The organism is Gracilimonas sp., from assembly GCF_040218225.1.
Taxonomy (GTDB): Bacteria; Bacteroidota; Rhodothermia; order Balneolales; family Balneolaceae; genus Gracilimonas.
In genome coordinates this window covers 147,028-173,282 of sequence record NZ_JAVJQO010000003.1, presented here as the reverse complement: position 1 = coordinate 173,282, position 26,255 = coordinate 147,028, and the positions used below count along the sequence as shown (strand labels likewise).

Genomic DNA, 26,255 nt, shown 5'->3' with positions numbered 1-26,255 from the left:
GCCGGAAATTTTTTAGAAGCTATTTATGAGGTTTAGTGCAATAGGAATTTCTCACTGGAAAAGTGAGGTCTCTATTCGTGAATTGTTTTATTTAGACAGTCATCGCAGGGAGCTTTTGGATTTTTACACCAAAGATATTCCAGGTGGGGTACTGATGCTGGATACTTGTAATAGGACAGAGCTATATGCCTTTTGTGATGCTGAAGTATTGATTTCAGCTCTTTGCAAGTCAACCAATACGGATCGTGATTTTTTTAAAAAGCACGGTTATATCCATGAAGAAGAAGAGGCCTACAATCATTTTTATCAGGTAGGTACCGGACTGGATTCGCAAGTTTTGGGAGATGTACAAATCATTCAGCAGGTAAAGCAGGCTTATAAACAGTCAAAAGATAACCTGTCTGGTGAGTTTCATCAGTTAGTACAATCGGTTTTCCGAGCACACAAAAGAAGCCGTACTGAAACCGACTTCGGTAAAGGTACGGCTTCCGTCGGATTTGCTGCTACCCAGCATGCCCTTGATCATTTTAAGGATCTGAGTACAATCAATATCTTGTTGGTTGGTGCAGGAAAAATGGGCAAAGTTTCCTGTAAAAACCTGGTTTCCAATGGTGCTAAACATATCTCTGTTGTGAACCGGACTATTGACCGGGCCAAGGAACTGGCTTCTTCATTTGATATCAAAGCCCATGCTTTTTCTGAGCTTGAAGAAGAAATTAAAAAAGCAGATTTAATTATTGCTGCAACAGGGGCCACTAAACCCATTCTGCACCCGGAACATTTTAAAGCCGTACAAAAACAGCAACTGGTGCTTGATTTAAGTGTTCCACGGAACGTAGATCCAAAGGTAGCAGAAGTTGAACATGTGACATTGGTTGATATGGATTCTATTCACGAAGCCAACAAAAAAGCACTGGAAAAGAGAGAGAACGCCATTCCTAAAATCAAGAAAATCATTGCGGAAGAAAAAGCGGATTTTTTGAAGAGCGTTAAACGTTCAAGGTATCTTTTGCCTCGTATAAAAGAAATTGATCATCGGTTAAGTGATATTACGGATGCAGAGCTGGACAGGGTAAAACATAAGATGGATGACGAATCTTATGCACAAATGGAGGAAGTAACCCGGCGCATCAAAAAGAAAATCATGGCCATTCATATAGACCGCATCGATAAAGAATTCGAAAAGGCACAGAATGAAGCTTAAAATCGGTACCCGTAAAAGTACGTTAGCCCTCTGGCAGGCAGAGTTGGTCAGCGATAAGCTGAATGCCATTGGTGTGGAAACCGAGCTGGTTGAAATAGAATCGTTCGGAGATAAAGAGCAGGATATCCCCATTCATAAATTAGGGGATAAAGGCGTTTTCACCAAAGCCCTCGATGATGTGCTTATTCAGGAAGAAGTAGACCTCGCTGTACACTCTCTGAAAGATGTACCCACCGTTCTGTTGGGTGATCTTGAGTTAGCAGCAGTTTTAGAAAGAGGAAATCCTAAGGATGTATTGGTGAAACCCAAAGAAGAAAAAGGGGAGATTCATCGTGTTATAGCAACAGGCAGCATTCGCAGAACCGCGTTCTGGAAAAATCGATTTCCAAGAGATGAAGTTGTTGGTTTGAGAGGGAATGTTCCAACGAGGATTCAAAAAGTAGATAATAATGACTGGTTTGGGGCTGTATTTGCCTATGCCGGACTGGAACGGATAGGTTATGAAAATAGGATTAGTCAGGTTCTGGATTGGATGATTCCGGCTCCATCTCAAGGCGCCATAGGTGTTGTTAGCAGAAAGGATACCAAGCACCAGGAAATTTTTGACAAACTAAACCACAGTGATACCCGAACCTGTGTTGATATAGAACGGGCTTTTCTGAATGAACTTGAAGCAGGCTGTTCTTCGCCGGTTGGAGCTCACGCTTACATTAAAAATGGTATACTTTATTTTGTAGGGGCTGTGTTGGCTTTGGATGGTTCCCGGCGAATGGATATCGAAAGGGAAATCCCGGTTACAGAAGCCACACCCGCAAAAGGGCATGAATGGGCTAACCTATTGAAAAAAGACGGGGCGGTTGAACTACTAACTCATCGGGCTAACGATGATTAATCAAAAAAAGCCCAACATTTTATTTACTACACAGCTTAAAAAAGACAGACTGGCGGCCTTGCAGTCGTCTGGTTTTTCAGTGGAGGCCGTTCCATTTATAACCTTTGAATATGTAATTCCGGCTATGTGGATCAGTCAGCTTCCTGATAAAATCGACACCTGGATTTTTACAAGCAAAAAAGCGGTTAAAGCACTTAAGCCCGCGATTAACGACCTGAACGTTCCCGATCATATTTTTGCAGTGGGATCTAAAACAGCGGAAAAGCTGGAAAGCTTGAATCTTGAGGTTACCATTCCGGATGAATATAACGTAGCTGCTTTGGCCAAAAAGATGAAAGATCTTGATCTCAGGGATGTAGTGCACTTTTGTGGAAACCTGAAGGCGGGAGATTTAAATAAGCTTCTTGGTGAAGGAACTAATCTGACTTCTGTGGAAGTATATAGGACGAAACTGGCTCCTCATACACTTAATACCTCTAATTATGATGGCATCGTTTTTATGAGCCCAAGTGCGGTGGAATCTTTTTCTGAGCGAAATGAGGTAAACGGAACAGCTCAGATTTTTTGTATTGGAACTACGACTGAAGAAGCAGCTAAAGAAGCTGGTTTTAAAGACTGCATCACTCCTGAATATTCAACCCTGGATTCATTAACGGAATCCATTCAAACCTATTTTAACTGATTACATGTCATTTCCTGAATTGAAAAACCGACTGTTGCTTGATACACTAGAAGGCAAAGAAACCGAACGTCCGCCCGTGTGGATGATGCGGCAGGCCGGGCGATACCTTCCCGAGTATATGGAGATCAAAAAGAAGTACAGCTTTTTTGAACGGGTGAAAACACCGGAACTGGCGTGCGAAATTACCATTCAGCCGATTGATATTGTAGGGACTGATGCGGCTATTTTATTTTCGGATATCCTGGTTTTAATTGAATGCCTGGATGTAGAAGTACAACTGAAGCCGGGCTTCGGCCCATATTTACCTGATCCAATCCGGACGGTAGAACAGGTTGAAAACCTGAATATCATTCCGGCTGAAGAACAGCTGCAGTATGTGTATGATGCACTTACGCTGACCCGTAAAACGTTAGATGGCCGTGTTCCGCTGATTGGATTTGCCGGCGCACCGTGGACACTGTTTTGCTATCTGGTTGAAGGGCAGGGTTCAAAGACGTTCTCGACGGCAAAATCATTTTTATTTTCTCAACCGGAAGCTGCTCAGAAATTACTTGAAGTAATGACGGACCAGACCATTCAGTATCTGCATAATCAGGTCAAAGCCGGAGCACAAGTGCTTCAGGTATTTGAATCGTGGGCGGCTGCACTTGGTCCCGATGATTTTAGAAAACTGGCTTTGCCGCATCTTCAGCGAATTGCGAGGGAAGATTATGGTGTGCCATTAATCATGTTTTGTAAAGATGCCGAGTGGAGCTATCCATTTTTTGTGGATACCAATGTTACTGGTTTTGGAATAGGCTGGGGCTGTACTCCCGAACATGCCCGGGAATTTGCCGGAGATAAGGTAGTACAAGGAAATTTTGATCCGTCAAAGTTGTTGATGAAGCCCGATCAAATTGAAGCCGAAGCCAAAGACATGATGCGCCGTTTCGGAAAAGGAAATTATATTGCCAATTTAGGGCATGGTATTCTGCCGGATGTTCCCGTTGAAAACGCCAAAAGATTCGTGGATACCGTAAAAAATTATCGTTATTAATATCGTGGAGACATAAGATTTTGTGGCTCTGTGGATTGTAAAATTAATTTTATATGTCAAACCTGACATCCAAAAAAGAAGAATTCAGCCAGTTCGTCAAAGATGTTCAACAACACATATGTGATGAATTAGAGGCACTGGAAGGAACACAAAAATTTCGTATTGAGGATTGGGATCGGGAAGGTTTTGGCGGTGGCAGTACCCGCATTATCGCTGACGGAGATGTGATTGAGAAAGGTGGGGTGAATGTATCAGCTGTGGGAGGCCCGCTTCCCGAAGCCATGCAAAAGAAATTTGAGGTACCTGAGTCTGAATTTTTTGCTACAGGAGTATCATTGGTGATTCATCCCAGAAATCCATTCGTGCCTACGGTCCATGCCAATTACCGGTATTTTGAATTGTATGACAAAGACACCGGAGAGCTTAAGGATCAGTGGTTTGGTGGTGGCGCAGACCTCACTCCTTATTACCTGTATCCTGAGGATGCCAGGCATTTTCATCAGGTTCACAAAGAAACATGTGATCGGTTTAATCCCGATTATTACCCTGATTTTAAGGCAGAGTGTGATGCCTACTTTTACAATCATCACCGGGAAGAAGCACGGGGGATTGGCGGCCTGTTTTTTGATTATCAGCGACCAGATGAAAATCGTTCTGCGGATGATTTATTCGAATTCTGCAAGGCAGCAGGATATGCTTTTACAGATGCTTATGTCCCAATCATGAAAAAGCGAAAGGATAATAGCTATGGTGAATCTCACCGGAACTGGCAGGAAATTCGGAGGGGAAGATATGTCGAGTTCAATTTGATTCACGATCGTGGTACCTTATTTGGATTGAAGACCAAAGGACGTATTGAATCAATCCTGATGAGCCTTCCCCCAAAAGTTCAGTGGGTGTATGATCATCAGCCCGAGGAAGGTACTCCGGAGGCAACACTGGTGGAACACCTGAAACCGATTGACTGGATTAATTATAGCTAAGTGAAAGGGGAAAAGTGAAAAGACAAACGTAGTTTTTACTTTTGCCTTTTCACTTTTCGCAAGCAAAGAAACATGAAATACCCAACAACCCGATTACGTCGAAACCGGCAATCACCTGCTATTCGTGAGATGTTGCAGGAAAACCGACTGCATCCATCTGATTTCATCGCTCCCATCTTTATTATGGAAGGAGAAAACAAGAAAGAGGAAATACCAAGTATGCCGGATTATTACCGGTACTCTTTAGATACTCTAACCAAAGAGTTGGATGAATTGGTTGAACTCGGAATTCAATCCGTTCTGTTATTTGTGAAAGTGCCAGACTCAAAGAAAGATAATGAAGGCACAGAAGCGATAAATGATAAAGGCTTGATGCAGGAATCTGTTCGGTTCATTAAAAAGAATTATCCGGATTTGTGGGTGATGACGGATGTAGCCATGGACCCATATTCCTCCTATGGGCATGACGGTATCGTTGAGGAAGGAGAAATCGTGAATGACCCTTCCGTGAAAGTTTTGGCGCAAATGGCAGTAAGTCATGCCAAAGCAGGTGCTGATATGGTAGCTCCATCTGATATGATGGACGGCCGGATTGGGGCGATGCGGAAAGCTCTGGATGAAGCCGGGTTTGAGAATACAGGCATTATGGCTTACAGTGCAAAGTATGCATCTTCTTATTATGGGCCCTTTCGCGATGCCTTGGATTCTGCACCCGGTTTTGGAGACAAGAAGACCTATCAGATGAACCCGGCCAATGTAGACGAAGCATTACGGGAGGTGGAACTGGATATCAATGAAGGAGCTGATATCGTGATGGTGAAACCTGGACTTCCGTATTTAGATGTGGTTCGTGCCGTAAAACAGAATTTCAATATTCCGGTCTCGGTGTATAATGTATCCGGTGAATATGCAATGATTAAAGCTGCTGCTGAACAAGGCTGGCTGGATGAAGAAGACGCGATGATGGAAGCCCTTCTCGGATTCAAAAGAGCGGGTGCGGATCTTATTGCGACTTATTTTGCAAAAGCCGCAGCCAAAATCCTCAATCAAAAATAAATAGCTATGAAAGACCTCCCTTGAGGGAGGTGCTCCGATTTATCGGAGGGGAGGGTGTTCCCTCTTGGCTAAAGCCGTACGTCCCCTGAGGGAAGTTTTTCAACAAAAAAATTAAACATAATGGATTATCCAAAGAGCAAAGAATTGTATGAAAGAGCATCGAAAGTGATACCCGGTGGAGTAAATTCTCCGGTCCGAGCTTTTAACAGTGTAGGCGGTACACCTCTTTTTATCACTCGTGCAAAAGGTTCCTATCTCTGGGATGAAGAAGGCAATCGCTATATCGACCTGATTAGCTCCTGGGGGCCGATGCTGCTTGGCCATGCTGAACCGGATGTCATAAAAGCGGTTCAGCAAACAGCCGAACATTCTACTTCTTTTGGGGCACCTACACGATTGGAAGTAGAGATGGCAGAACTGATTACGAGCTCTGTACCTGGTGTTGACAAAATAAGGATGGTGAATTCGGGGACTGAAGCCACGATGAGTGCCATTAGGGTAGCCCGTGGATATACCGGCAAAAATAAGATCATCAAGTTTAAAGGAAACTACCATGGACACGGAGATTCGTTTCTGATTGAAGCCGGCAGTGGTGCTCTGACGATGGGGGAGCCCAGCAGTCCCGGTGTTACGGAAGGAACGGCTAAAGACACCCTTAACGCCGAGTACAATAATCTGGATTCAGTGAAAAAGCTGGTAGAAGCCAACAAAGAAGATATGGCTGCCATCATACTGGAACCGATTGCAGGAAACATGGGATGTATTCCGCCCAAAAAAGGATTCCTGGAAGGATTACGCGAACTTTGTGATAAACATGAAATTGTTCTCATTTTTGACGAAGTGATGACAGGCTTTCGGGTTGATTTCCAGGGTGCGCAAAAAGTGTATGGCGTAACGGCCGACATGGTAACCTATGGTAAGATTATTGGAGCCGGACTTCCCGTGGGGGCTTATGGTGGGAAAGAAGAAATCATGGATTATGTAGCCCCAACAGGGCCTGTGTATCAGGCTGGGACCTTGTCCGGGAATCCATTGGCTATGGCTGCCGGATACACCTTGCTGAAGAAGCTCAAGGAAAACCCGGGAGTGTATGAGGAACTGGAAAAGAAATCCCAGATTCTGGCAACCGGAATAACTAAAATACTGGAAGAGCATGATATTCCTCACGCCATGAACCGGGTAGGTTCTATGATCGGGGTGTTTTATTGTGAAGGTCCGGTACAGACATTTGATGATGCCAACCGAACAGATAAAGAGTTATTTGGAAAGATTTTTCACGGTATGTTGAAGCGAGGCGTTCATTTGCCACCCTCACCATTTGAAGCCTTTTTCTTAGCAAACTCTCTGACTCCCGAAGATCTCAGCTTTATTCTTACCGCTTTTGAAGAGACAATAACCGAAATTAGCAACTAAAACCGCCGTGTTATTTTAAATCAAAACGATTATATCATGCGGCAGATCTATCAACTCACCCAAGTGCTGACGAGGGTGATATCGACACTGGTGGGTCTAAAGAAACCCGGAAAAGCAGATCAAGCGGTAGAAATCTCAAACCATGCGTTGACCGAGCAACTCGATCTGAATGTAAGAGACTTGCTGGAGATGGATGGGACGGGAATGCTTCAAAAACTGGAAGAGCATCCGGGGATGAATCATGAGAACCTGGAGCTCGTAGCCGATCTGTTTTTTGAAATGGCATCTGTACTGTCTGAAGAAGAAGAGCCTGATATTGATCCTGTTATACTATGGAGGCGGTCACTTTTAATCTACAAGCATATCGAATCGAAAGGAAACGTATACTCGATTGACCGAAATAAAAGGATCGAGAGGATTCAGAATTTGCTCTCCTGAGTAAACATCAAGGTTGCACTTCATTTGTGATTTTCTAACTTAGCCTTATCCATTCACTAACCGGATAAAGCTATGAGTACCATCACAGTAACCAAGCAAATCGAAGCTCCTAAAGAGTTGGTTTTTAAAACTATTTCTGATATCCGGAATTTTTCTCAAGCCGTGCCGGATATCAAGAACGTAGAATTCCTGACTGAACAAGAGTATGGAGTGGGGACTAAATTCAAAGAAACCCGGGATATGAACGGACGGGAAGCTTCCACCATTCTGGAAGTCACTGAGCTGGTTGAAAATGCTCATATCAGGATTGTATCTGATACCATGGGTACGGTCTGGGATTCCGTTTTTACGGTGGAGAGAAGAGAGGGTGGGACAGAGCTAACTCTGATAATGGATGCCAAGGCTTATAAATTTCTCCCTAAAATTTTCAATCCACTGATGAAAGGTTTCATGAAAAAGGCGTTGGAAAAAGACATGATAGCTGTAAAAAAATATTGCGAATCCAAAAACTGACTTACAGTACGTAACTCTGTTTGTCTAAGTGCGTTTCACCACGATATCCTCAAAGACAAACCTAAAGACAAGCTCATGAGAAAATGGGTTCCAGTACTATCACTACTTTTCTTGTTATTGAATACTAATACCGTATCGGCACATCCCTGGGGAGGGTTGGTTATAGATCAGCAGGGGAATATCTACTTCACCTTTATTTGTCCCTTTGTGGATGACGATCATTATGCATGCGTTTGGCAAATAAACGATCAAAACGAATTAACCGAAGCTTTAGAATCGGCATATTCGCCCAGCGATATTATTCTTTCCCGAACACCCGACCGCATGATTTATGCAGCAGAACGGAATAATGCTGGGGGCGGATTGCAGGCCAGATTATGGAACATTGACTCAACCGGGAAGAAACTGATTATTGAACCAACCACTAACGAAGAGCTGTTCTTTATACAGACCTATGCGGTTGCCGGTGATGGTACGGTATTTTTTGCCCGCAATAATCAACTTTTCAAAAGGGATGAACAAGGGCAGGTTGTGGAAGTTAGTCTCAACGCAGAAATAACCAGAATCGATGATGTGGCATGGGGATTAAACGATAAGCTATATATCCTGGACCGTGAAAGTATTAAAGTAGTGGAAGAAGATGGTTCTATTTCAGTTTTGGCTACCGGACTGAAGGAGGAAAATCCTGAAAATATTCCCTTTGCCGGAGCGAATATCTTGTTCGATTTTGCCGTAGATGAAAGCGGTAACGTTTATTTGGCCTACTACGGAAATCGAAGAGTATTGAAGGTGACTCCGGCCGGTGAAGTCTCTGTATTTCTGGAATCAGAAGGGCCATGGTCGCCTCATGGTGTAGATGTTTTTAATGGGGAAGTGTATGTACTCGAGTCAACGTTCGGAACTTCAAAATGGTGGGAGTTTTGGGAAGAGGATGTGATTATTCCCCGCGTTCGTAAAGTGGATGCTGAAGGTGAAGTTTCCACTATTTTTGAGTATGGCTTAGCTGAGGTGGAATAAATGTTCTGTTTGGGGGAGAACTACTAAGCAATCATCTTCAAAATTCCTTTAGAACGCTTACAGAAATACGTATCTTATCTGTATCAAATCTAAATAAGGAATTAACCTCGTTCTTTTCATGAAAAAAGTACTCACGGCTGCTTCACTAATGAGCCTGATTTTGTTCACAGGATGCAGCACTCATCAGGAGCTGAAACCCGTAGTCGAAAATTATGCTGATATTGTTTTAGCCACTTATCAGGATGCGCTTTCTGATGCTGAAGCTCTCGACAAGGCCGTAAATGAATTTGTGGAAAATCCATCACCTGCAACTTTGGATTCCACCAAAAAAGCCTGGCTAAATGCTCGTGAAACCTATGGAAAAACCGAGGCTTTTCGTTTTTATGGCGGACCGATTGACGACGAAGACGGCCCTGAAGGACAACTCAATGCGTGGCCGCTGGATGAGTCGTATATCGACTATGTGGAGGCCTCGCCAACCGGCGAAGGGGAATCTGTTGGCACCAATATCATCAACAGCCCGGATGAATTTCCCGAAATCACTAAAGAAATGATCGCATCTTTAAATGAGCAGGGGAGTGAGACGAATGTCAGTTCCGGCTACCATGCCGTAGAATTTTTGTTGTGGGGACAGGATTTGAGCAAAGGCCCCGGAGGTGGTGAACGGCCCTATACTGATTACGTGACCGGACCTGAAGGTACCCATGATCACCAGGAGCGACGGGCAACTTACCTTACCGAAACGACCGAACTCATCACCGATGATTTACAGATGTTGGTTAATGAGTGGAAAAAGGGCGAAGATAACTACCGGGCCTTCTTTGCTTCTGAAGAACAGATTAATACATCTATTGGCCGGATTTTAAATGGAATCGGAAAACTCAGTAAAGGAGAACTGGCCGGAGAGCGCATGTTTGTATCCTGGGATCTGCGAAGTAAAGAAGACGAACATTCCTGCTTCAGTGACAATACTCATCGTGATATTGTGGTCAACGCATTAGGAATCCAAAATGTGATTCTGGGTGAATACAAGCGAACGAATGGAACTGTGGTTTCAGGCCCAAGTGTACTGGATGTGATTGAGGATGAAAACGAAGCACTTGCTGAAGAACTGAAAGAAACGGTGACCCAAAGTGTGGAACTGACCCAGGAAATTGAGCCTCCGTTTGATCAGCAAATTTTGAGCCAGGACGGACGACAGCAAATCATGGATACGATTAACTCACTTCGTAGACAGGGAGACCTGATCGCCGAAGCCGCTGCAATTCTGGGTTATAATGTCGATCCGGATGCAATATAATCGTTAATGGTTATTGGGAAATTTGTTGTACTAGAAATCATTAACGATTAACCTATAACGAAACTACATGGAAAAAACATCCAAATTAAGTCTTGTATTCCTGATTCTGCTCTTTGTAGCAGGATTTATTTTAGGTTACTCCAGCGGCTGGTTTGATCCACTTTCTGAATACCGGGTAGAAGGTGAGCAATACAGCGGTGGCGAGTCTACCGTTTTTAATGAATCCGTGAATGCTTTCGGAGAGGCAGCTCCAAACCTCACCGGAAATAAAGACCTCTTCTTTGTAACCGGAAATGCCTTTTTCAAAAGAAACTGGGTTACCCCGCCGGCTTCTACCGCTGACCTGGATGGATTAGGTCCGCTCTTTAACGCCCGTTCCTGTTCCAGCTGTCATTTGTTGGATGGACGTGGTTCACCCCCGCGAAGTATTGATGAAGAACCGGTTGATTTGCTGTTCAGGTTGAGCCGTCCTTCAAAAGAAGGAAATGGTACCCGTCCGGACGAAAATTATGGAGGTCAGTTTAACCATATGTCGGTTTTAGGGGTTGAGCCGGAAGGAGACGTTCGCGTACGATATGAAGAAATACCCGGTGAATATCCGGACGGAACAAAATATTCTCTTCGAAAACCAATCTACGAATTTGATAGCCTGGCCTATGGGGATTTTCCGGATGATATCATGATCTCTCCAAGAATTGCACAGCATCTGGTAGGACTTGGACTGCTGGAGGCCATTCCGGAAGAACGACTTAAAGAAGTGGCTGATTCAGCTGATGCAGACAATGACGGGATCTCCGGCCGGATCAATTACGTATACGATCACATAAATGGGAAAATGTCGGCTGGTCGTTTTGGATGGAAGGCTAATGAGCCATCTGTACGTCAGCAGACTGCTGTGGCATTTCGGGAAGATATCGGGATTACCTCTGAGCATTTTCCTGAGGAGCTTTGCGCCGAAAATCAAAAGGGATGCAAAGAGTTTCCAAGTGGTGGTAACCCGGAACTTACTTCGGATATTTTAGACCGGTTAACGCTTTACACTGAAACCATTGCGGTACCGGCGCGGAGAAACTGGGATCAGGAAGATGTACTGAAAGGCAAAAAAGCCTTTATTGAAATTGGCTGTGCTTCCTGTCACGTTCCTCAACAAAAAACAGGAATCCATCCGAATCATCCCGAACTGTCGAACCAAACTATTTACCCGTATACCGATCTGTTGCTCCACGACATGGGGCCGGGTTTAGCTGATGGCCGACCGGACTGGAAAGCTACCGGAACAGAGTGGCGAACACCTCCGCTGTGGGGAATCGGCCTGATCGAAACGGTGAGTGGTCATACCTTCTTTTTGCATGATGGCCGGGCCCGGAATCTTGAAGAAGCTATTTTATGGCATGGCGGGGAAGCCGAGTCAGCTAAGGATAATTTCAAAGAGCTCCCAAAAACTGAACGTGAAAACCTGATTACATTTCTGAATTCATTATGAACCAGCTGAGACCATTTTTCTTAATCCTTTTGTGTGGTCTGATAAATGCGTGTTCTGGTAATAACTTTGACCGGCAATCTCTGCTCAATAATGCAGCCGATAACCTGATAATCCCAGCCTACCAGGATTTTTCGCAGACTACTTCAACACTTCATTCAGCCGTGGTTTCATTCAATGAAAACCCGAATGAAGAAACGCTTAAATCGCTGCAATTGGCATGGGAAGAGGCTATCAAAAGCTGGAAACGCGCTGAGGTATATAATTTTGGTCCGGTAGAGGAAATGATTCTGGTGACTTCCATCGACCGATGGCCAACCAGTGAAGCCGGTATTGAAACAGCCATAAAAGAGTATGACGAAAGCGATGATTATCTGGTACGTATGGGCAGTAATCGGAAAGGACTGCCTGCTATCGAGTATTTACTTTTTCATGATGAACCTGAAATTGTTCTGAACGAATTCCAGGATGAAAACCGGAAAGCGTACCTGGAGTTATTATCTGAATCGCTGGTCGAAAACAGTGAGCTTGTTCTGGATGAATGGGAAAGTAGTTACCGTCAGGAGTTTGTAAAGGCAACAGGAAATCGGCCAAATTCAGGTATTACTTTACTGGCTAATGAAATGGGCTACTTGTTGGAGATGATTCGTATGGATAAACTGGAGGTCCCTTTTGGAAAGCAGACCAACGGAGTGCCCCGGTTGCAAATGCTGGAGTCGGAATATGCAGAAATCTCCAAAGAGCTTATTACTGAAAACCTGAGAGCAGCCCAAAATGCCTTCAATGGGAGCGACTCAACAGGATTTGATGATTACCTCGATGCGTTGAACATCAAAGATGAAGGGGAGGTACTCTTATCTGAAGCCATCAGCACCGAATACCTGCATGCTCTTTCTATCATTAACGGAATGAATGGAAGTCTTCGGGAAGCAATACAGAATGACAAGGAATCTGTGCAGCAGCTTATCGACAGTATTCAGAAGTTGTACATTTATACGGAGGTCGATATGATGTCCCAACTCAGCCTGCTGGATACCTTCAGCGATAATGATGGAGATTAGAAATTTTAAGTTCAAAAATGATGGATTTTGAATTGGAAGAACTCTTTGTAAGTCTAACAATATTAAATTACTAATATTTCTTATTTATTCGTATTTAAGGCTGTCACAAAAGTGACATTAGTTTTCGAGGTACAGAGATAGATCATGACGGGGTATCTATTACTTACACAGAGACTATTTCTTACTCTCGGGGTAATTCAAATTCAAAAGAGAAACCTATGAATATGTTTATAAAAATAAGAAATCTATTCAGTGCAACACTTTTACTGCTATTAGGCACAACAACCATGCTCTATGCACAATCTGAACAAATGGAAAATGACTTGATGTCAACTATTGAAGAGAGGTATCAAGAGTTTGGAAAATTTATGCAGGCGGGAGATACAGAAGGATTAGCTGTAAATCTGTACACAGAAGACGCTACGATTTACCCACCCAATGGGGGAGTTGTTTCAACCAGTGAAGGTATTTCAAAATTTGTTTCAGGGATGCTTTCTTCTGGGATGATTATTAAAATTCAGCCAAAGGAGGTAGAAAGATTGGGTGATGCAATATATGACTATGGCGTAGCCAATGTTTCTAACAAGGAAGGTAAAAATTTAGGTATTCAACGATACATGGTTATCTGGAAAAAGGAAGACGGAGAATGGAAGATATATCGTGATATTATCAAGCCAATAGAAGAAGGGTGAGAACCTTTACATCAATAGGAAAAGCCGGAGTGAGCAACTCTGGCTTTTTTATTTCTATTTTCTTTTTGAAAAATTTGATCAAATCTGAAATTCTACTTCAACTCCACAACCGTACAACCAGCTCCACCTCGTTCAATAGGCGCCGTTTCCACACTTTTCACATCATTGCGGGTGTTGAGGTAAGATTGAATCTGGCTGCGTAAAATTCCATCGCCTTTGCCATGAATAATCTCGACCTGATTCATATTCCGGTACACGGCCCGGTCGATGTATTGGGTAACTTCATGAATAGCATCTTCTGTTCTCATTCCCCGCACTTCGATGGAGGGCTTCACCATTTCGGTCGTCAGACTATTATCGCCCACCATGATGGAAGATCGGGCTTTTGTTTTCTTCTTTTGCTGTTTCTCTACCTTAACAAGGTTTTTGTACTTGGTTTTGAGCCTTAAGCCACCGGCCTGTACCACCGCATTCTTGCCGTTGATTTCCACCAGTTCACCCGTGGTATTTCCATCTTTAAACCGGACATGATCTCCTTTCTGAGGTGGATCATCGGTTGTTTGTTCTCGCTCTTCTTTTTTCTCTTCAATTTCCTCCAAAGAGCGGTCAATTTCCTTTTTCTCCTGATCTACTTCCTTGCGGATTTCCTTGATCTCGTCTTTATCCGCCCGATTCTGTTCAACGATCTTCTGAACGGCTTGTTCTACCCGCTGATTGGCAGAATCCATGATGGACTTCGCTTCCTTCAATGCTTTTTCCCGGATTTTCTCCTTGTCTTTTTCGATAGCCTGAATCTTATTCTCATATTTTTTGCGCTCTGATTCAGCTTTATCCTGGAGCCTGGAATACTTCTCTTTGAGATCAGCTGCCTGCTGTGATTTTGTTTCCAGTTCGGTGATCAAAGACTCCATTTTATCTTTAGCCTCACCTAACAAAATACGTGACCGTTGAAGCACCTCTTCATCCAGATTCATACGCTGGGCAATTTCAAAAGCATAGCTGCTGCCCGGAATTCCTTTTTTAAATTTATAGGTAGGAGAGAGTGTAGCCTGATCAAATTCCATAGACCCGTTTACCGCTTTTGGATGCTCATGAGCAAACACTTTCAGCGAACCATGGTGTGTGGTCACAATAATTTTCCCATTTCGGTCGAGCAACTTCTCAATGAAAGATTGAAAAAGAGCTCCGCCTTCTTCCGGGTCTGTTCCTGCTGCTGCCTCATCAATTAAAACCAAACTTCCGGGCTCAAAATTCTCAATGGTTTCACGCATCCATTTCAGCCGGGAGGAAAACGTACTCAGGTCATTTTCAATAGATTGATCATCCCCAAGATCCACAAAAAGTCCGGAGAAAATAGGGATTTCAGACGTGGGATCAGCTGGAACTCCATAACCGGATTGAATCATAAGGGCCATCAGCCCGACTGTTTTCATGGCCACGGATTTTCCACCGGCATTGGGTCCGGTAATCATCAGGCACTGCTCATCTTCTTCAAGCCGCAGAAACAACGGGATAATTTTCTCGCGGTCTTCTTTCTTTTTTACACTCATATTTTTGAGCCGGAGAATCGGATTATACGCTTCCTTAATGCTCAAATACTGGTTTTTAGCAATAATGGGAATCTCACCATCCAATTTGTTTGTGAGCTTGGCCTTTGCAAATACAACATCGATTTCAGCAAGAAAAGAAAGGTTCTGGTCGATGTATTCAGAATTTTTGTTCACATGCTGAGTCAGTGCTTTCAGGATGCGCTCAATTTCCCGCTGCTCTTCGGCTTCAAACTGGCGGATTTCATTATTCAGGTTCAGGGCTTCCACCGGTTCTATATAAACCGTTTGGCCGCTGGCAGAAACATCATGCACAAAGCCCTGAATCTTTCGCTTAAATTCAGCCTGGATTGGAATCACCATGCGTCCATTTCGGATAGTTGGCCCTTCATCCGAAGCCATGCCATCCTTGTTGGCGTCTTTCATAGAACGATTAATAGTAGTGCGAAGATCGGATTTTCGCTTATTGAGCTTTTTTCGAATGGCCCTTAACTCAGGACTCGCATCATCCCGAAGCTCTCCGTGCTCGGTAACTTTTTCCTTAATACTCTTCTCGAGTTCTTTCATCGGGATGAGACCTTCCGAAAGTTTAGCCATTCGCGGAAGCTGATCAGCGCGTGCTTTAAAAAAGCTTTTCACCTGTCGAGACAGGGACGAAATCTTTAAAATATCCACAAAAGCAGGTAGTGGAATGATACTTCCCTCAGCCTTGGCAGTGCCCAGATAATCCCGCACTTCCGGAAACTCACCTAATGGAAATGGGTCAGCTGATGCGATTACATCCAGCATCTCTTTGGTCTGCTCAGTCAATAATTCCACCCGTTGTTTGCTGGAAGAAGGAGAGAGCGACTCCACAAGTTCTTTTGAACGCACCGATTGGGTTAATTCCAGCGTGGCTTGCCGAATTTGATCAAAACCGAGTTTTTCTAAAAGAGTATTAGGGTAAAGTTTCATTCAGGGGTTTTAATTGCCTTTACTTTATTCTACAAAGATAAGGGGAATATGGTTGTATGTCGAAGATGATTTAGGATGTACTTTTGCCAAAGTTATGATTTGTGCCAATTTCTCTTGTTCATTTTGGCTTGACCCAAAACGAACCAAAAACTCAAGAAAACACGAAGAACTCAGCATTAATGAGTTGTAAATAAACCTAGCTCACGCAAGTTAAGAATCGTTGACTGGAATTCTTTGCGTGTTTTCGGATTCAAGCCTGCTATAAGTTGGTTATTAAGTTTTTATTGTATGGGTAGAATAGGAAAAAGTTATCTCGCGGTGAATGCCCGAGATGTGGTTAGTTTATAAAAGTATATTTTTAAAATTTCCAGATTCTTACCTGCTTAGGAATGGTGGCTAAAGGTCATTAAAAATCAATCCTCTATTTTACATCCATGCAAAATGCCCCTACATTTCAGCACAACTAATCGAGAGAAGCTTATGAAACTACCGATCTATCAGGCCGATGCATTTACAGACCATCAATTTGGAGGGAATCCTGCTGCCGTAGTTCCGTTGGAGGAGTGGCTTTCGGATAAGCAAATGCAGAATATAGCTGCTGAAAACAATTTGTCTGAAACCGCCTTTTTTGTTGAAGAAGGAGACGGCTATCGCTTGCGGTGGTTTACTCCGGCGGTTGAGGTAGATTTATGCGGACATGCTACTTTAGCTGCCGGCCATATCCTGTTTGAGGAATTAGGGTACGACAAGAATGAGGTCATTTTCAAAACCCGCAGTGGCTTGTTGACGGTTAAAAAGGAAGGGGGCCGGTTGTCTATGAACTTTCCGGCGGTTCATCCAGAGCAAGCAGAGGGTCCGGCTATCCTGTTCCAGGCGCTGGGTATTGAGCGGACCTCTGATGTATATAAGTCGGATGACTATATGGTGGTGCTTGACTCCGAAGAAGAAGTAGCCAGCCTTCAGCCTGATTTCCGCATGCTGAACGAAGTGGATGCCCGCGGAATCATTGTGACAGCTCCCGGAGATGAAGTAGACTTTGTTTCCCGCTTTTTTGCTCCCCAATCGGGGATTGATGAAGATCCTGTGACCGGTTCAGCCCATACGAAAACAGCACCATACTGGAGTCAGAAGCTTAAAAAAGAGGAGCTGGAAGCCCGGCAGATTTCAAAGCGTGTTGGAAATTTGACCTGCAGGATGAAAGGCGATCGTGCGGAGATTCTGGGTAAAGCAGTTACCTATCTTAAAGGGGAGATTATTCTTGGTTGAGATTTTCATTCTATTAATTATAGGGTTGGCAGCGGGCATTCTGGCCGGGTTGATGGGTATCGGTGGCGGTATCATTTTTACACCAGTACTCTTCTTTTTGTTTGAAGCCGAAGGGGTGGAAAATCCGGTACTCTGGACGGTAGCTTCTGGGCTATTTTGTACTTTTGTAGCTGCATTTGGGAGCACGGTGAGACAATATATGCAAAAACACATCTTCTGGGTGGAGGGGATTAAACTGGGTGTGCTGGGAGCGGTTGGCGTTTATCTGGGAAAGTTACTGATTACTTCTCCCTATTACAGTCGCACAGAATTCGTCATCTTTTTTAGCTGTATGCTTCTCTATGCTGCTTTTATGATGTTTCGCAGGGGGAATGACAAGGATGATGAGTATGACCGTGAATACACAAAAATGGGTCTCAAAGAAACGTCCATTACTGGCGGAGCGGGAGGGTTTGTAGCGGCTTTAGCCGGAGTAGGCGGTGGCGGAATTATGGTTCCTATTATGAACCTGTTTTACAAACAACCCTTTCGGAAAGCAGTAAGTGTTTCTCACCTGGCCATGATCATTATGGTTACCTCCGGTTGGATGCAGCTGGCGTTTGAACCAGGAGCTATTTCTGGCATTACCGGGTTTTCGGTCGGATATGTAGATTTTGGTGCAGCTTTGCCTCTTTCCTTAGGAGGATTGGCAGGTGGTTTTGGAGGAGCAATGCTCAACCACAAGATAAACCGAACATACCTGCAGTGGGGGTTTGCTGTACTTGCGATTCTTATGGCAAGTCGGTTAATCTGGGGAATTTTATAGTAATCTATATCCGGGATCGAATTAATTAGATTGGTGAAATGAGAATAGGCTACATCACAAAGCAAAATCCTTTAAACCGTAAAGCTTATTCCGGTACGCATTACTATATGTACAAAGCGTTGGAGAATAGCTTTGAAGAAGTTATTCCATTGGGGCCTGTTGATTCCAAGTATAAAATAATTCCCAAAATAAAAGGTAGGCTGCTCCGCTTACTTTCCGGAAAAGTGTACAAATATCAATATGATGTCAGGCTTGCGAAACGGATGGCTTCGATCGTTGATCAAAAAATTACTGATTCAAATCCGGATGTTCTTCTGGCTTCTCTGATGAATCCTGAAATGGCTTATCTGAAGAGTAATTTACCATTATATCTAACCGCCGATGCGACATTCACCCTGCTAAATGAAGTGTATGGAAGTCACTCCAATCTTCATCCTCTGAGTATAAAGGAGGCTAAACATTTGGAGCAAAAAGCCTTTGAAAAAGCGATAAAATTGATTTTACCTCTGAACTGGCTCGCTGATTCTGCGATGAAGGACTACGGAGTTCCCTCAAAGAAAATTGAGGTGATTCCTTATGGGCCAAACTTGGATACAAATATTACAGAGAGTGAGTTAAATGACATAGTTGAGAATCGTCAACATTCCTCAAAAGTAAAGTTGTTGTTTGTAGGGATTCGCTGGGAAGAAAAAGGTGGTCCGTTTGCAGTGGAAGTCCTGCGAGCTTTGACGAAAAAAGGAGTGGGTGCCGAATTATACATTGTGGGTTGTGAACCGGAAATTGCCGATAAACCAGAGGAGATAAAAGTCGTCGGATTTGTAGATAAAGAAAAAGAAGAGGGCAGAAAGCAGTTACATCAGCTGTATAAAGATGCTACATTTTTCATTATGCCTACCAAAGCCGAGTGTGTTGGAATGTCGTTTATAGAAGCGGCTTCATACGGACTTCCATCTATTGGTTCTGAAACCGGCGGGGTACCAGAGGCCGTGGTTGATGGCGAAACAGGATTTATATGCAGATCGTCACAAAGTCCGGAAGAAGTAGCTGATTGGATTATAGCTGTTCATAAAAATGAAGACAGATATAAAAAAATATCCCTGCAAGCGTATAGCCGGTATAAAAATCATATGAATTGGGAGAATTGGGGGAAAAGGGTATTGGAAGTGATCGGGAATGAACTTGATCCACATTAATTAAATTATCGTCGATCAAGTTGTTTTTCTGAGAGATAAGAATAATCTTAGTGCAGATGTTATTCCATTTATTAATAAGTTAAGAGACTATGAAGTATCACTTATCATGTTTAAGAGAACAGCCTTTCTTCATTCTATTGCTCTTCATTTTGTTGTTGCCGGCCTCAAATATTTTCGCTCAGAGTGAGGACTCCGAACCGGTGTTGCATCTGGCCTTTGAAAATTCTGTAGTTGATTCTACGGGCTTGAATCCTGATATAACCGTGGAAGGTGGTCAATATGTTGAAGACCGAAACGGAAATCCAAACAGTGCCTTCTATTTCGATGGGATTGACGATGCGATCACGATTGCAGATACCGATAATGCGTTGGATAGTATAAGTAACAGCACAGGAATAACATTTATGTTGTGGTTTAAAGTGGAAGGTTTTCCCGAGTATATATCCAGATCAATGTTTTTAGAACGCTATGATGAGTTTATAGATGATTACTGGAAGAGCGAAGGGTATCATTTTGGCATTAATAATGTAGGGTTTCTTCATGTCAGGGCCGGCGGTGTTGGTGGGGGTAATTTCCTGGTGGAAAATGATCAATGGCTCCATCTTGCTGTTACCATGAAGAATGGGGACTTCAAAACATATATTAATGGTGAATTAAACGCTGAGGGAGAAAGATGGTTTAAATCAGCATCGGATTCGCCTATAACAATTGGCTCTACCCGCTTTTCCGATCAAAAGTATATAGGCCGGATGGATGATCTTAAAATTTATGATCATGTAGTTGATGTGAATACTATTCGCAAGGCTGCAGATGTACGACCAATAATTGATGAAAAAATTGTAGACATATCTTTCTCTAATACCATAGCAGACTCCAGCTTTTTCCAGTATCCCATATATGAATTTAGTGAGACTGGAAAAGGTGATGGAACATTTATAAAGGATAGGTTTGGATCTGAGAATCAGGCCTATGATTTCAAAAATGCTGAGAAGCCAATCCGTATTTCTGATGAAAAGTTTTATCAAACATTTGATAACAGGGAAGAATTTACTCTGTCTACCTGGCTATATTTGGATTCATATGCAACTAAAGATGTCGAGCAGATAATAGCAGGGGTGCCTTTTAATACCTATGGAGATTACCCGGGGTTTGTCTTGGAAATGGAGGAAGGCGGGTATTTGAAATTTTATACCAGGGATATGAGACTCGAGAAGAAGAACCAGCTTCCTCAAAATCAATGGGTAAACGTTGCAATTACTTATGACGGAGAAAAACCTGAATTATTTATTAATGGAAAAAAAGACCAGAATACCAGGCTTATTCGACATATAGGAATTGAAAAGAAAAATATCGGGAATGAAAGAGAATTTTATTTAGGCAGTGATTTGAACTTTGAGAGAAATTTTGAGGGAGCTTTAGATGATATTGCCTTATACAATTATGTGCTCACTGAAAATGAGATTCAGAATTCGGTTATTGATTATGAATTCGAGTTTGACCAACCACAGGAGTCTGTTCTGACTTATCTCCCATTTGAAGGCTCAGTTACAGATCAGGCAGACATTGATAATGATATTTCAATAGCAGGCGGTAGTCTGACAACGGATCGTTTCAATAATGATGATAGAGCATTTTCCTTGGACCAGGAAGATTTTATTACCTATAACGATACAGACAACAGAATTGATTCTCTCTATAAAGGGTTCACTTTTTCATCCTGGGTGAAAATAAAATCATTGAATGGTACCGGCTCCTATAGTGTGCTGCTTTCAAGGGAAGATGAAGGGATATCAGATAAATTTGAGGTGGAAATTCGTAAAGCGACAAGAGGGTATTTTAAAAACTCATTAGCATTTACGATAAACGGAAAAACGACCGCAGTTTCTTCAACAGATATTGTAGAAGGGCATTGGATACACTTGGGATTTACCTTTAACGGAGATAGCCTGAAAACTTTTTTAAACGGAGATTTACTCAGTGTTTCAACTTACGAGACAAGCTTAAGTGTTAATGATTCTGATTTATATATAGGTGGTAAAGCAATCTATGGCAATAATGAACAGGGCTTTGCAGGTTCTGTTGATGACGTGCGTCTTTATAATTATGTGATTGAAGACAGTACCATGAAGTCATTTTATGATTTATATACCGAAGGAAGAAAGTTCAAAAAAGAACAGTTAGTCTATCTTCCTTTCAGTGGGTCAGTGATTGATTCCTCTGCAAATTATAATGACACGGAGAATATTGGTGCCAAACCAGCAAAAGGCAGGTTCGATTATAACAACTCGGCATTTTCTTTTTCAGGAGATGATGTAATAAGAGTTATAGATAATACGTCCGAATTAGACTCATTGTATGAAGGGCTGACCATAAATGCCTGGGTAAAACTAAATGAGTCTGACAATCACATGTCGATTGTACACAGAAAAGACTCCTCCGAATACGGACAATTTTATTTGGGTGTGACCAAACAGATATTCTTCAATATTAACAGCGCGAGACTTGAAGCTTACCCGGATCTGTCTTTGAAAAGAGGGGAGTGGTATATGATAACCGCTACCTTTGGAAACAATATGATGCATGTTTACCTGAATGGTGAATTGGTTTCCAGTGGCAGATATTCTGGTCGATTAGAAATGGGAAAATCTGATATTTTAATTGGAAACAATCAGGAGGGTACGGAACCTTTCAAGGGATCCATAGATGAAGTAAAGATCTATAATTATGCTGTCTCCGAGAGTGCCATTGATGAGTTCTACCAGGATAGATTCAGAGGATATAATTTGGAGGCTCAGAACTTGCTTCAGCTCTCATTTAGCGGCAGTTTTACCGATTCAAGTAGCTCGGAACTGTTAGTAAAAAGTGATGGTGGAGATTTTGCTGAAGACAGGTTGGGAAATACAGAATCGGCGTATTCTTTTGATGGAATTGATGACGCTGTTTTTATAGAAGATAGTAATGCGTCGCTGGATTCTGTTTTTAATGCTTTGAGTCTTACCGCATGGGTAAACATGAGAAGTGAAGGAGAAGATTATCCCACGAGCACCATTATTTCAAGAAAGGATGAAGAATATGACAGATACACTATTGAAATAGTTGATCATTCGATAGCAGGACATTCAGAAGATAAAATTGGAGAAAAAATCAGGTTTCAACTTGATGATGTAGAACTCACTTTCGGTGCTCCCCAAATTAAACCCGGAGAATGGTTTCATGTGGCTGCTACTTATGATGGAGAGAGAGTGCGTTTATATCTGAATGGTCAGCTTGTAAGATATGACGATTATAAAGGACTGATTACTGTATCAGACTCCGATCTTTATATTGGAAACAATGCTGAAGGAAATCAACCTTTTTATGGAGAGATAGATGAAGTGCAGATATTCAGCTACGCTCTCAGTGATAGTACCATAGCTGAAATGATAGATATAGAATTGGAATTGGCTATTTCTAACGAGCCGGAACCCAAAACAGAAATTCCTGCTGATTTTGAGTTATCCCAGAACTATCCAAATCCTTTCAATCCGACAACCAACATTCAGTTTAGCATGCCACGGGCCGGGAATGTTTCCCTTAAAGTGTATAACACACTTGGCCGGGAAGTAGCAACTTTGAGGGATGATAGGTTAAGTGCTGGTTCTCATACCGTTACTTTTGATGCCGGTAACCTTTCATCAGGAGTATATTTCTATCAGTTAAAGTATAAAGGACTGGTTATGACCAAAAAAATGTTGCTGATCAAATAAAATCTGACTTAATCATCGGAAGAATCCGCCATTCGGGTAGCCTGCCAGACAACCGCTTTCCATTTTCCGTCTCGTTTCTCGAAAAAACCACTGTTCAGATAACATAAAGTATCATCGGGTGTTTCAGCTATTAACCGGAAAGTGAGGGCTGCGGTTTTACCGAAAACTTTCACATGGAGACTATCATAAGAATACTTCGGACCTGCTGATTGAGAGGTTTCAGATTCCGATTCCTGCATGCCATCCATGATCACATCCTTTCCATGGCGGGTACCTGCAGAGCCAGTGTAAACCAAGTCTTCGGCCCACAACCGGTCGTGCATTTTGGGATCATCTACATTTTCCAAAAACTCACCCAATAACTTTGTCAGCGCTTCTTTTTCCTGTTGGGGGTTCACCTGCGTGCAACTGGTTAATAAGGCAATTGATATGAGGGCTAAAAAAGTCGGTAAACTGATAAGTACTCTATTCATATGTGAATCATTTATCATTGGTGATAACCATGAATGTAATAAATCCATAGATCTCTCACATTCGTTCGAGATGACAGCACTACTTTTTATCAGACTCTTTTTGTCATTTTGACCAGCGGGAGAAATCTAAATAATCATGTACTAGCAGGTAAAGGGTAGAACAGCTTTTCATTTCTTGATTAAAAACCTAAACAAAGTATATTCAATGAAATTCTAATACATAGTTAATGATATGCTTAAAATTGGATTGATAGTATTTTTTGGGTTCGTACAAATGGGGCAACCGCAAATTTCTGAGGATAGCATTGATCTAAAAGATATTTTAAGGGAAGAGCAAGTTGAAAATCGACTTCTTGAACAAGAGGTAAGTCTAATGAAAGATCATGTTAAAGAAGTAAGGAATACAGTATGGTTTAGCTTGGGAGGAGTTGTTGGACTTGTCTTAATATTTGCTGGAGCAAATTGGCTTACTCAGAATAATTTATTTAAGAATGAAAAGAAAAGGATTGTTCAAGAATTTGATAATAAGTTAATAGAGCTAGAAAACAAATATAATAAAGAGCTATCAGAGGAGGTCACAAAGTTGAAAGAAATGATTAGTGATAAAATATCAAATCTTGACAAATTCACTAGATCAAAAACTGAGGATTTGGCACTCACTTTGTCGGATGTGAGCAGATATCAAAGTAGAATTAGTTATAGAAATGGAGAATTTGAAGCTTCATTAAAGCATCTTGTTCAATCAATGTTAAGTCAAGCTATCCATGATGTGGAATACTCAACCATAGAAAATGATTTAGATGTTTTTGAAGAAGTTTTAAATAATGCTGAAAGTTTAACTGTTGATGGAAAGGATACATTAATAGAAGCATTGGACTTTATAAATGAAAAAACAAGGAAAGAGTTTGATGAAAAAAGCCAAGAATTGATAAGTAAAATTAATTCTATTTCATAAAAAAGAAGCCCCGATCAAGAGGCTTCTTCTATTGTTAGCAATCTATAGCTTGAATGAAGCTATATTCCAGTAAAATTCAATGGTTCATAGAGATACCATTCCCATGGCATCGGGGGTGAACCGCTTCAATGGCAACTCCTTAATCCATGATTTTTCGGAGGAAAGCCGGCTGGTCGGTGTCATCCTTGCGGATGCGTTCCGTGCGGCTCTGGAATGGCGCGATGTTGTCCTGCGCATCATTCTTTTGCTCCTCTTCATCAGGGACTTCAATGCTATCTTCCTGTTTGCGAACGTTTAGATCTCGACGCAGGTAAGATGGAGTGTCTAATTTTTTAAGGTTGTTTTCGCCTTTGTAGTAATCACCGGTACCACGCTGAAAGCGATTGGGTACATCGGGTTTCTTACTGTTGGTCTGCATGTTAGCCTGAGCATTTTCAGCTGCTTTATTCAGCGAGCTCTTATCATTGCTGGCTACTTTCGCAGTGGTTCGGTCTTCGGCTAGATCAAATCCGGTGGCTATAACAGTCACGCGGATGTCTTCACCGAAGTTCTCATCCAATACGGTACCGAGTATGATTTCAGCATTTTCACCGGCCTCATCATGGATGATATTGGTAGCAGTGGTAGTTTCGCGCATTCCAAGGTTGGAACCGGCCGAAATGTTTACCAGCACGTTGCGTGCTCCACGGATGCTTACTCCATCCAACAGCGGAGAGTTGATCGCAGCACGAGCGGCTTTCTCTGCACGGTCGGCACCTTCAGCAGTAGCCGATCCCATAATGGCAGCTCCACCATCGCTCATAGTTGTGCGAACGTCAGCAAAGTCAAGGTTAATCAGACCCGGCATCAGGATAAGATCACTGATACCCCGCGTTGCGTTGTAGAGCACTTCGTTCGCCATCGCAAAAGCATCCATAAGGGATGTGTTTTCATCAGCAATGTCAAGGAGTCGCTCATTCGGAATCACTATTACCGTATCACAATTTTTCTTCAGTTCGGTGATGCCTTCCAGGGCATATTTCTTCCGAACTTTACCCTCACATTCAAAGGGGGTGGTTACAATACCGACGGTAAGGATGCCACGGCGCTTGGCGATGCCTGCAACCACGGGAGCTCCCCCGGTTCCGGTTCCACCGCCCATTCCGGCCGTCACAAATACCATATCGGCATTTTCGATAGATTCTTCAATTTCATGGCGATTTTCTTCTACCGCTTCACGACCTATTTCGGGACGTGCTCCGGCTCCAAGGCCATTGGTAAGGGCTGAACCCACCTGAACCTTGATGTCTGCCATGCTGTTTTTTAAGGCCTGTGCATCGGTGTTCAGAGCAATATACTCCACACTTTCAAGGCCCATGTTTATCATATTGTTTATGGCGTTACCGCCACCGCCGCCTACGCCGATCACTTTGATCTTGGCGTTTTCCTGGCTCTGTTCGTCAAAAAAGAAACGTGAATTGTTAGCCATTGTTAACTCCTATTTGAGTTGTTGTATTTTACTGGATTGTTATTGTTGTAGATGATTGCTGCAGGAAACGAGTCGTCATTG

General features: G+C 42.6%; 22 protein-coding genes. 19 read left to right on the top strand and 3 right to left on the bottom strand.

What is annotated here, in order from left to right; all coding sequences use genetic code 11:
• Positions 1–25 precede the first annotated feature (25 nt).
• From hemA to RIB15_RS03165, 14 genes are all read left to right on the top strand, one after another.
• Entirely contained in the window at positions 26–1,204 is a 1,179-nt protein-coding gene (gene hemA / locus RIB15_RS03230; protein WP_350200711.1) for a glutamyl-tRNA reductase, read from the top strand.
• Positions 1,194–2,096, top strand: a complete 903-nt coding sequence (gene hemC, locus RIB15_RS03225) for a hydroxymethylbilane synthase (protein ID WP_350200710.1) — start codon at positions 1,194–1,196, stop codon at positions 2,094–2,096. Before hemA ends, hemC begins: the two co-directional genes overlap by 11 nt.
• Complete coding sequence (locus RIB15_RS03220; RefSeq protein WP_350200709.1) at positions 2,089–2,778, top strand: uroporphyrinogen-III synthase; 690 nt, start codon at positions 2,089–2,091, stop codon at positions 2,776–2,778. The genes hemC and RIB15_RS03220 overlap by 8 nt, the downstream gene beginning before the upstream one ends.
• A gap of 4 nt (positions 2,779–2,782) precedes the next feature.
• Positions 2,783–3,814, top strand: a complete 1,032-nt coding sequence (gene hemE, locus RIB15_RS03215; protein ID WP_350200708.1) for a uroporphyrinogen decarboxylase — start codon at positions 2,783–2,785, stop codon at positions 3,812–3,814.
• A 53-nt stretch (positions 3,815–3,867) separates the two neighbouring features.
• On the top strand, positions 3,868–4,797 hold the full coding sequence (hemF, locus tag RIB15_RS03210; protein ID WP_350200707.1) for an oxygen-dependent coproporphyrinogen oxidase: 930 nt from the start codon (positions 3,868–3,870) through the stop codon (positions 4,795–4,797).
• A 72-nt stretch (positions 4,798–4,869) separates the two neighbouring features.
• Positions 4,870–5,853 (top strand): porphobilinogen synthase, encoded by a 984-nt coding sequence (gene hemB / locus RIB15_RS03205; protein WP_350200706.1) that lies wholly within the window; start codon positions 4,870–4,872, stop codon positions 5,851–5,853.
• Positions 5,854–5,973: 120 nt separating this feature from the next.
• Positions 5,974–7,266, top strand: coding sequence for a glutamate-1-semialdehyde 2,1-aminomutase (hemL, locus tag RIB15_RS03200; RefSeq protein ID WP_350200705.1), 1,293 nt, complete (start codon positions 5,974–5,976; stop codon positions 7,264–7,266).
• A 36-nt stretch (positions 7,267–7,302) separates the two neighbouring features.
• The gene (locus RIB15_RS03195) at positions 7,303–7,704 is read left to right on the top strand and encodes a hypothetical protein (RefSeq protein ID WP_350200704.1); all 402 of its coding nucleotides are present in this window, start codon (positions 7,303–7,305) and stop codon (positions 7,702–7,704) included.
• A gap of 72 nt (positions 7,705–7,776) precedes the next feature.
• The gene (locus RIB15_RS03190) at positions 7,777–8,217 is read left to right on the top strand and encodes an SRPBCC family protein (RefSeq protein ID WP_350200703.1); all 441 of its coding nucleotides are present in this window, start codon (positions 7,777–7,779) and stop codon (positions 8,215–8,217) included.
• Positions 8,218–8,292: 75 nt separating this feature from the next.
• Entirely contained in the window at positions 8,293–9,234 is a 942-nt protein-coding gene (locus tag RIB15_RS03185) for an NHL repeat-containing protein (protein WP_350200702.1), read from the top strand.
• Between the two features lie 118 nt (positions 9,235–9,352).
• A complete protein-coding gene (locus tag RIB15_RS03180) occupies positions 9,353–10,534 on the top strand; it encodes an imelysin family protein (RefSeq protein ID WP_350200701.1) in 1,182 nt (393 codons plus the stop codon).
• Between the two features lie 67 nt (positions 10,535–10,601).
• Positions 10,602–12,017, top strand: a complete 1,416-nt coding sequence (locus RIB15_RS03175) for a di-heme oxidoreductase family protein (protein ID WP_350200700.1) — start codon at positions 10,602–10,604, stop codon at positions 12,015–12,017.
• Entirely contained in the window at positions 12,014–13,075 is a 1,062-nt protein-coding gene (locus RIB15_RS03170; protein WP_350200699.1) for an imelysin family protein, read from the top strand. The genes RIB15_RS03175 and RIB15_RS03170 overlap by 4 nt, the downstream gene beginning before the upstream one ends.
• 218 nt (positions 13,076–13,293) lie before the next feature.
• Positions 13,294–13,767: a YybH family protein gene (locus tag RIB15_RS03165; RefSeq protein WP_350200698.1), complete on the top strand. Its 474-nt coding sequence runs from the start codon at positions 13,294–13,296 to the stop codon at positions 13,765–13,767.
• A 92-nt stretch (positions 13,768–13,859) separates the two neighbouring features.
• Here the strand turns inward: RIB15_RS03165 and RIB15_RS03160 are convergent, their stop codons facing one another.
• Positions 13,860–16,268, bottom strand: coding sequence for an endonuclease MutS2 (locus RIB15_RS03160; RefSeq protein ID WP_350200697.1), 2,409 nt, complete (start codon positions 16,266–16,268; stop codon positions 13,860–13,862).
• Positions 16,269–16,748: 480 nt separating this feature from the next.
• On the opposite strand from RIB15_RS03160, the gene RIB15_RS03155 reads away from it, so the two are divergent.
• The 4 genes from RIB15_RS03155 (at position 16,749) to RIB15_RS03140 (ending at position 23,278) form a co-directional block, all read left to right on the top strand.
• Complete coding sequence (locus RIB15_RS03155) at positions 16,749–17,534, top strand: PhzF family phenazine biosynthesis protein (RefSeq protein ID WP_350200696.1); 786 nt, start codon at positions 16,749–16,751, stop codon at positions 17,532–17,534.
• Positions 17,527–18,339 (top strand): sulfite exporter TauE/SafE family protein, encoded by an 813-nt coding sequence (locus RIB15_RS03150; RefSeq protein WP_350200695.1) that lies wholly within the window; start codon positions 17,527–17,529, stop codon positions 18,337–18,339. Before RIB15_RS03155 ends, RIB15_RS03150 begins: the two co-directional genes overlap by 8 nt.
• Before the next feature lie 38 nt (positions 18,340–18,377).
• The gene (locus RIB15_RS03145; protein WP_350200694.1) at positions 18,378–19,532 is read left to right on the top strand and encodes a glycosyltransferase family 4 protein; all 1,155 of its coding nucleotides are present in this window, start codon (positions 18,378–18,380) and stop codon (positions 19,530–19,532) included.
• Between the two features lie 89 nt (positions 19,533–19,621).
• Positions 19,622–23,278, top strand: a complete 3,657-nt coding sequence (locus RIB15_RS03140) for a T9SS type A sorting domain-containing protein (RefSeq protein WP_350200693.1) — start codon at positions 19,622–19,624, stop codon at positions 23,276–23,278.
• Positions 23,279–23,286: 8 nt separating this feature from the next.
• On the opposite strand, the gene RIB15_RS03135 is transcribed toward RIB15_RS03140, so the two are convergent.
• On the bottom strand, positions 23,287–23,751 hold the full coding sequence (locus RIB15_RS03135) for a nuclear transport factor 2 family protein (protein WP_350200692.1): 465 nt from the start codon (positions 23,749–23,751) through the stop codon (positions 23,287–23,289).
• 232 nt (positions 23,752–23,983) lie between these two features.
• Between RIB15_RS03135 and RIB15_RS03130 the strand changes: the two genes are divergently transcribed.
• Positions 23,984–24,706, top strand: a complete 723-nt coding sequence (locus RIB15_RS03130; RefSeq protein WP_350200691.1) for a hypothetical protein — start codon at positions 23,984–23,986, stop codon at positions 24,704–24,706.
• A gap of 139 nt (positions 24,707–24,845) precedes the next feature.
• Here RIB15_RS03130 and ftsZ read toward each other — a convergent pair whose 3' ends face one another.
• On the bottom strand, positions 24,846–26,174 hold the full coding sequence (gene ftsZ / locus RIB15_RS03125; protein WP_350200690.1) for a cell division protein FtsZ: 1,329 nt from the start codon (positions 26,172–26,174) through the stop codon (positions 24,846–24,848).
• Between the last annotated feature and the right edge of the window lie 81 nt (positions 26,175–26,255).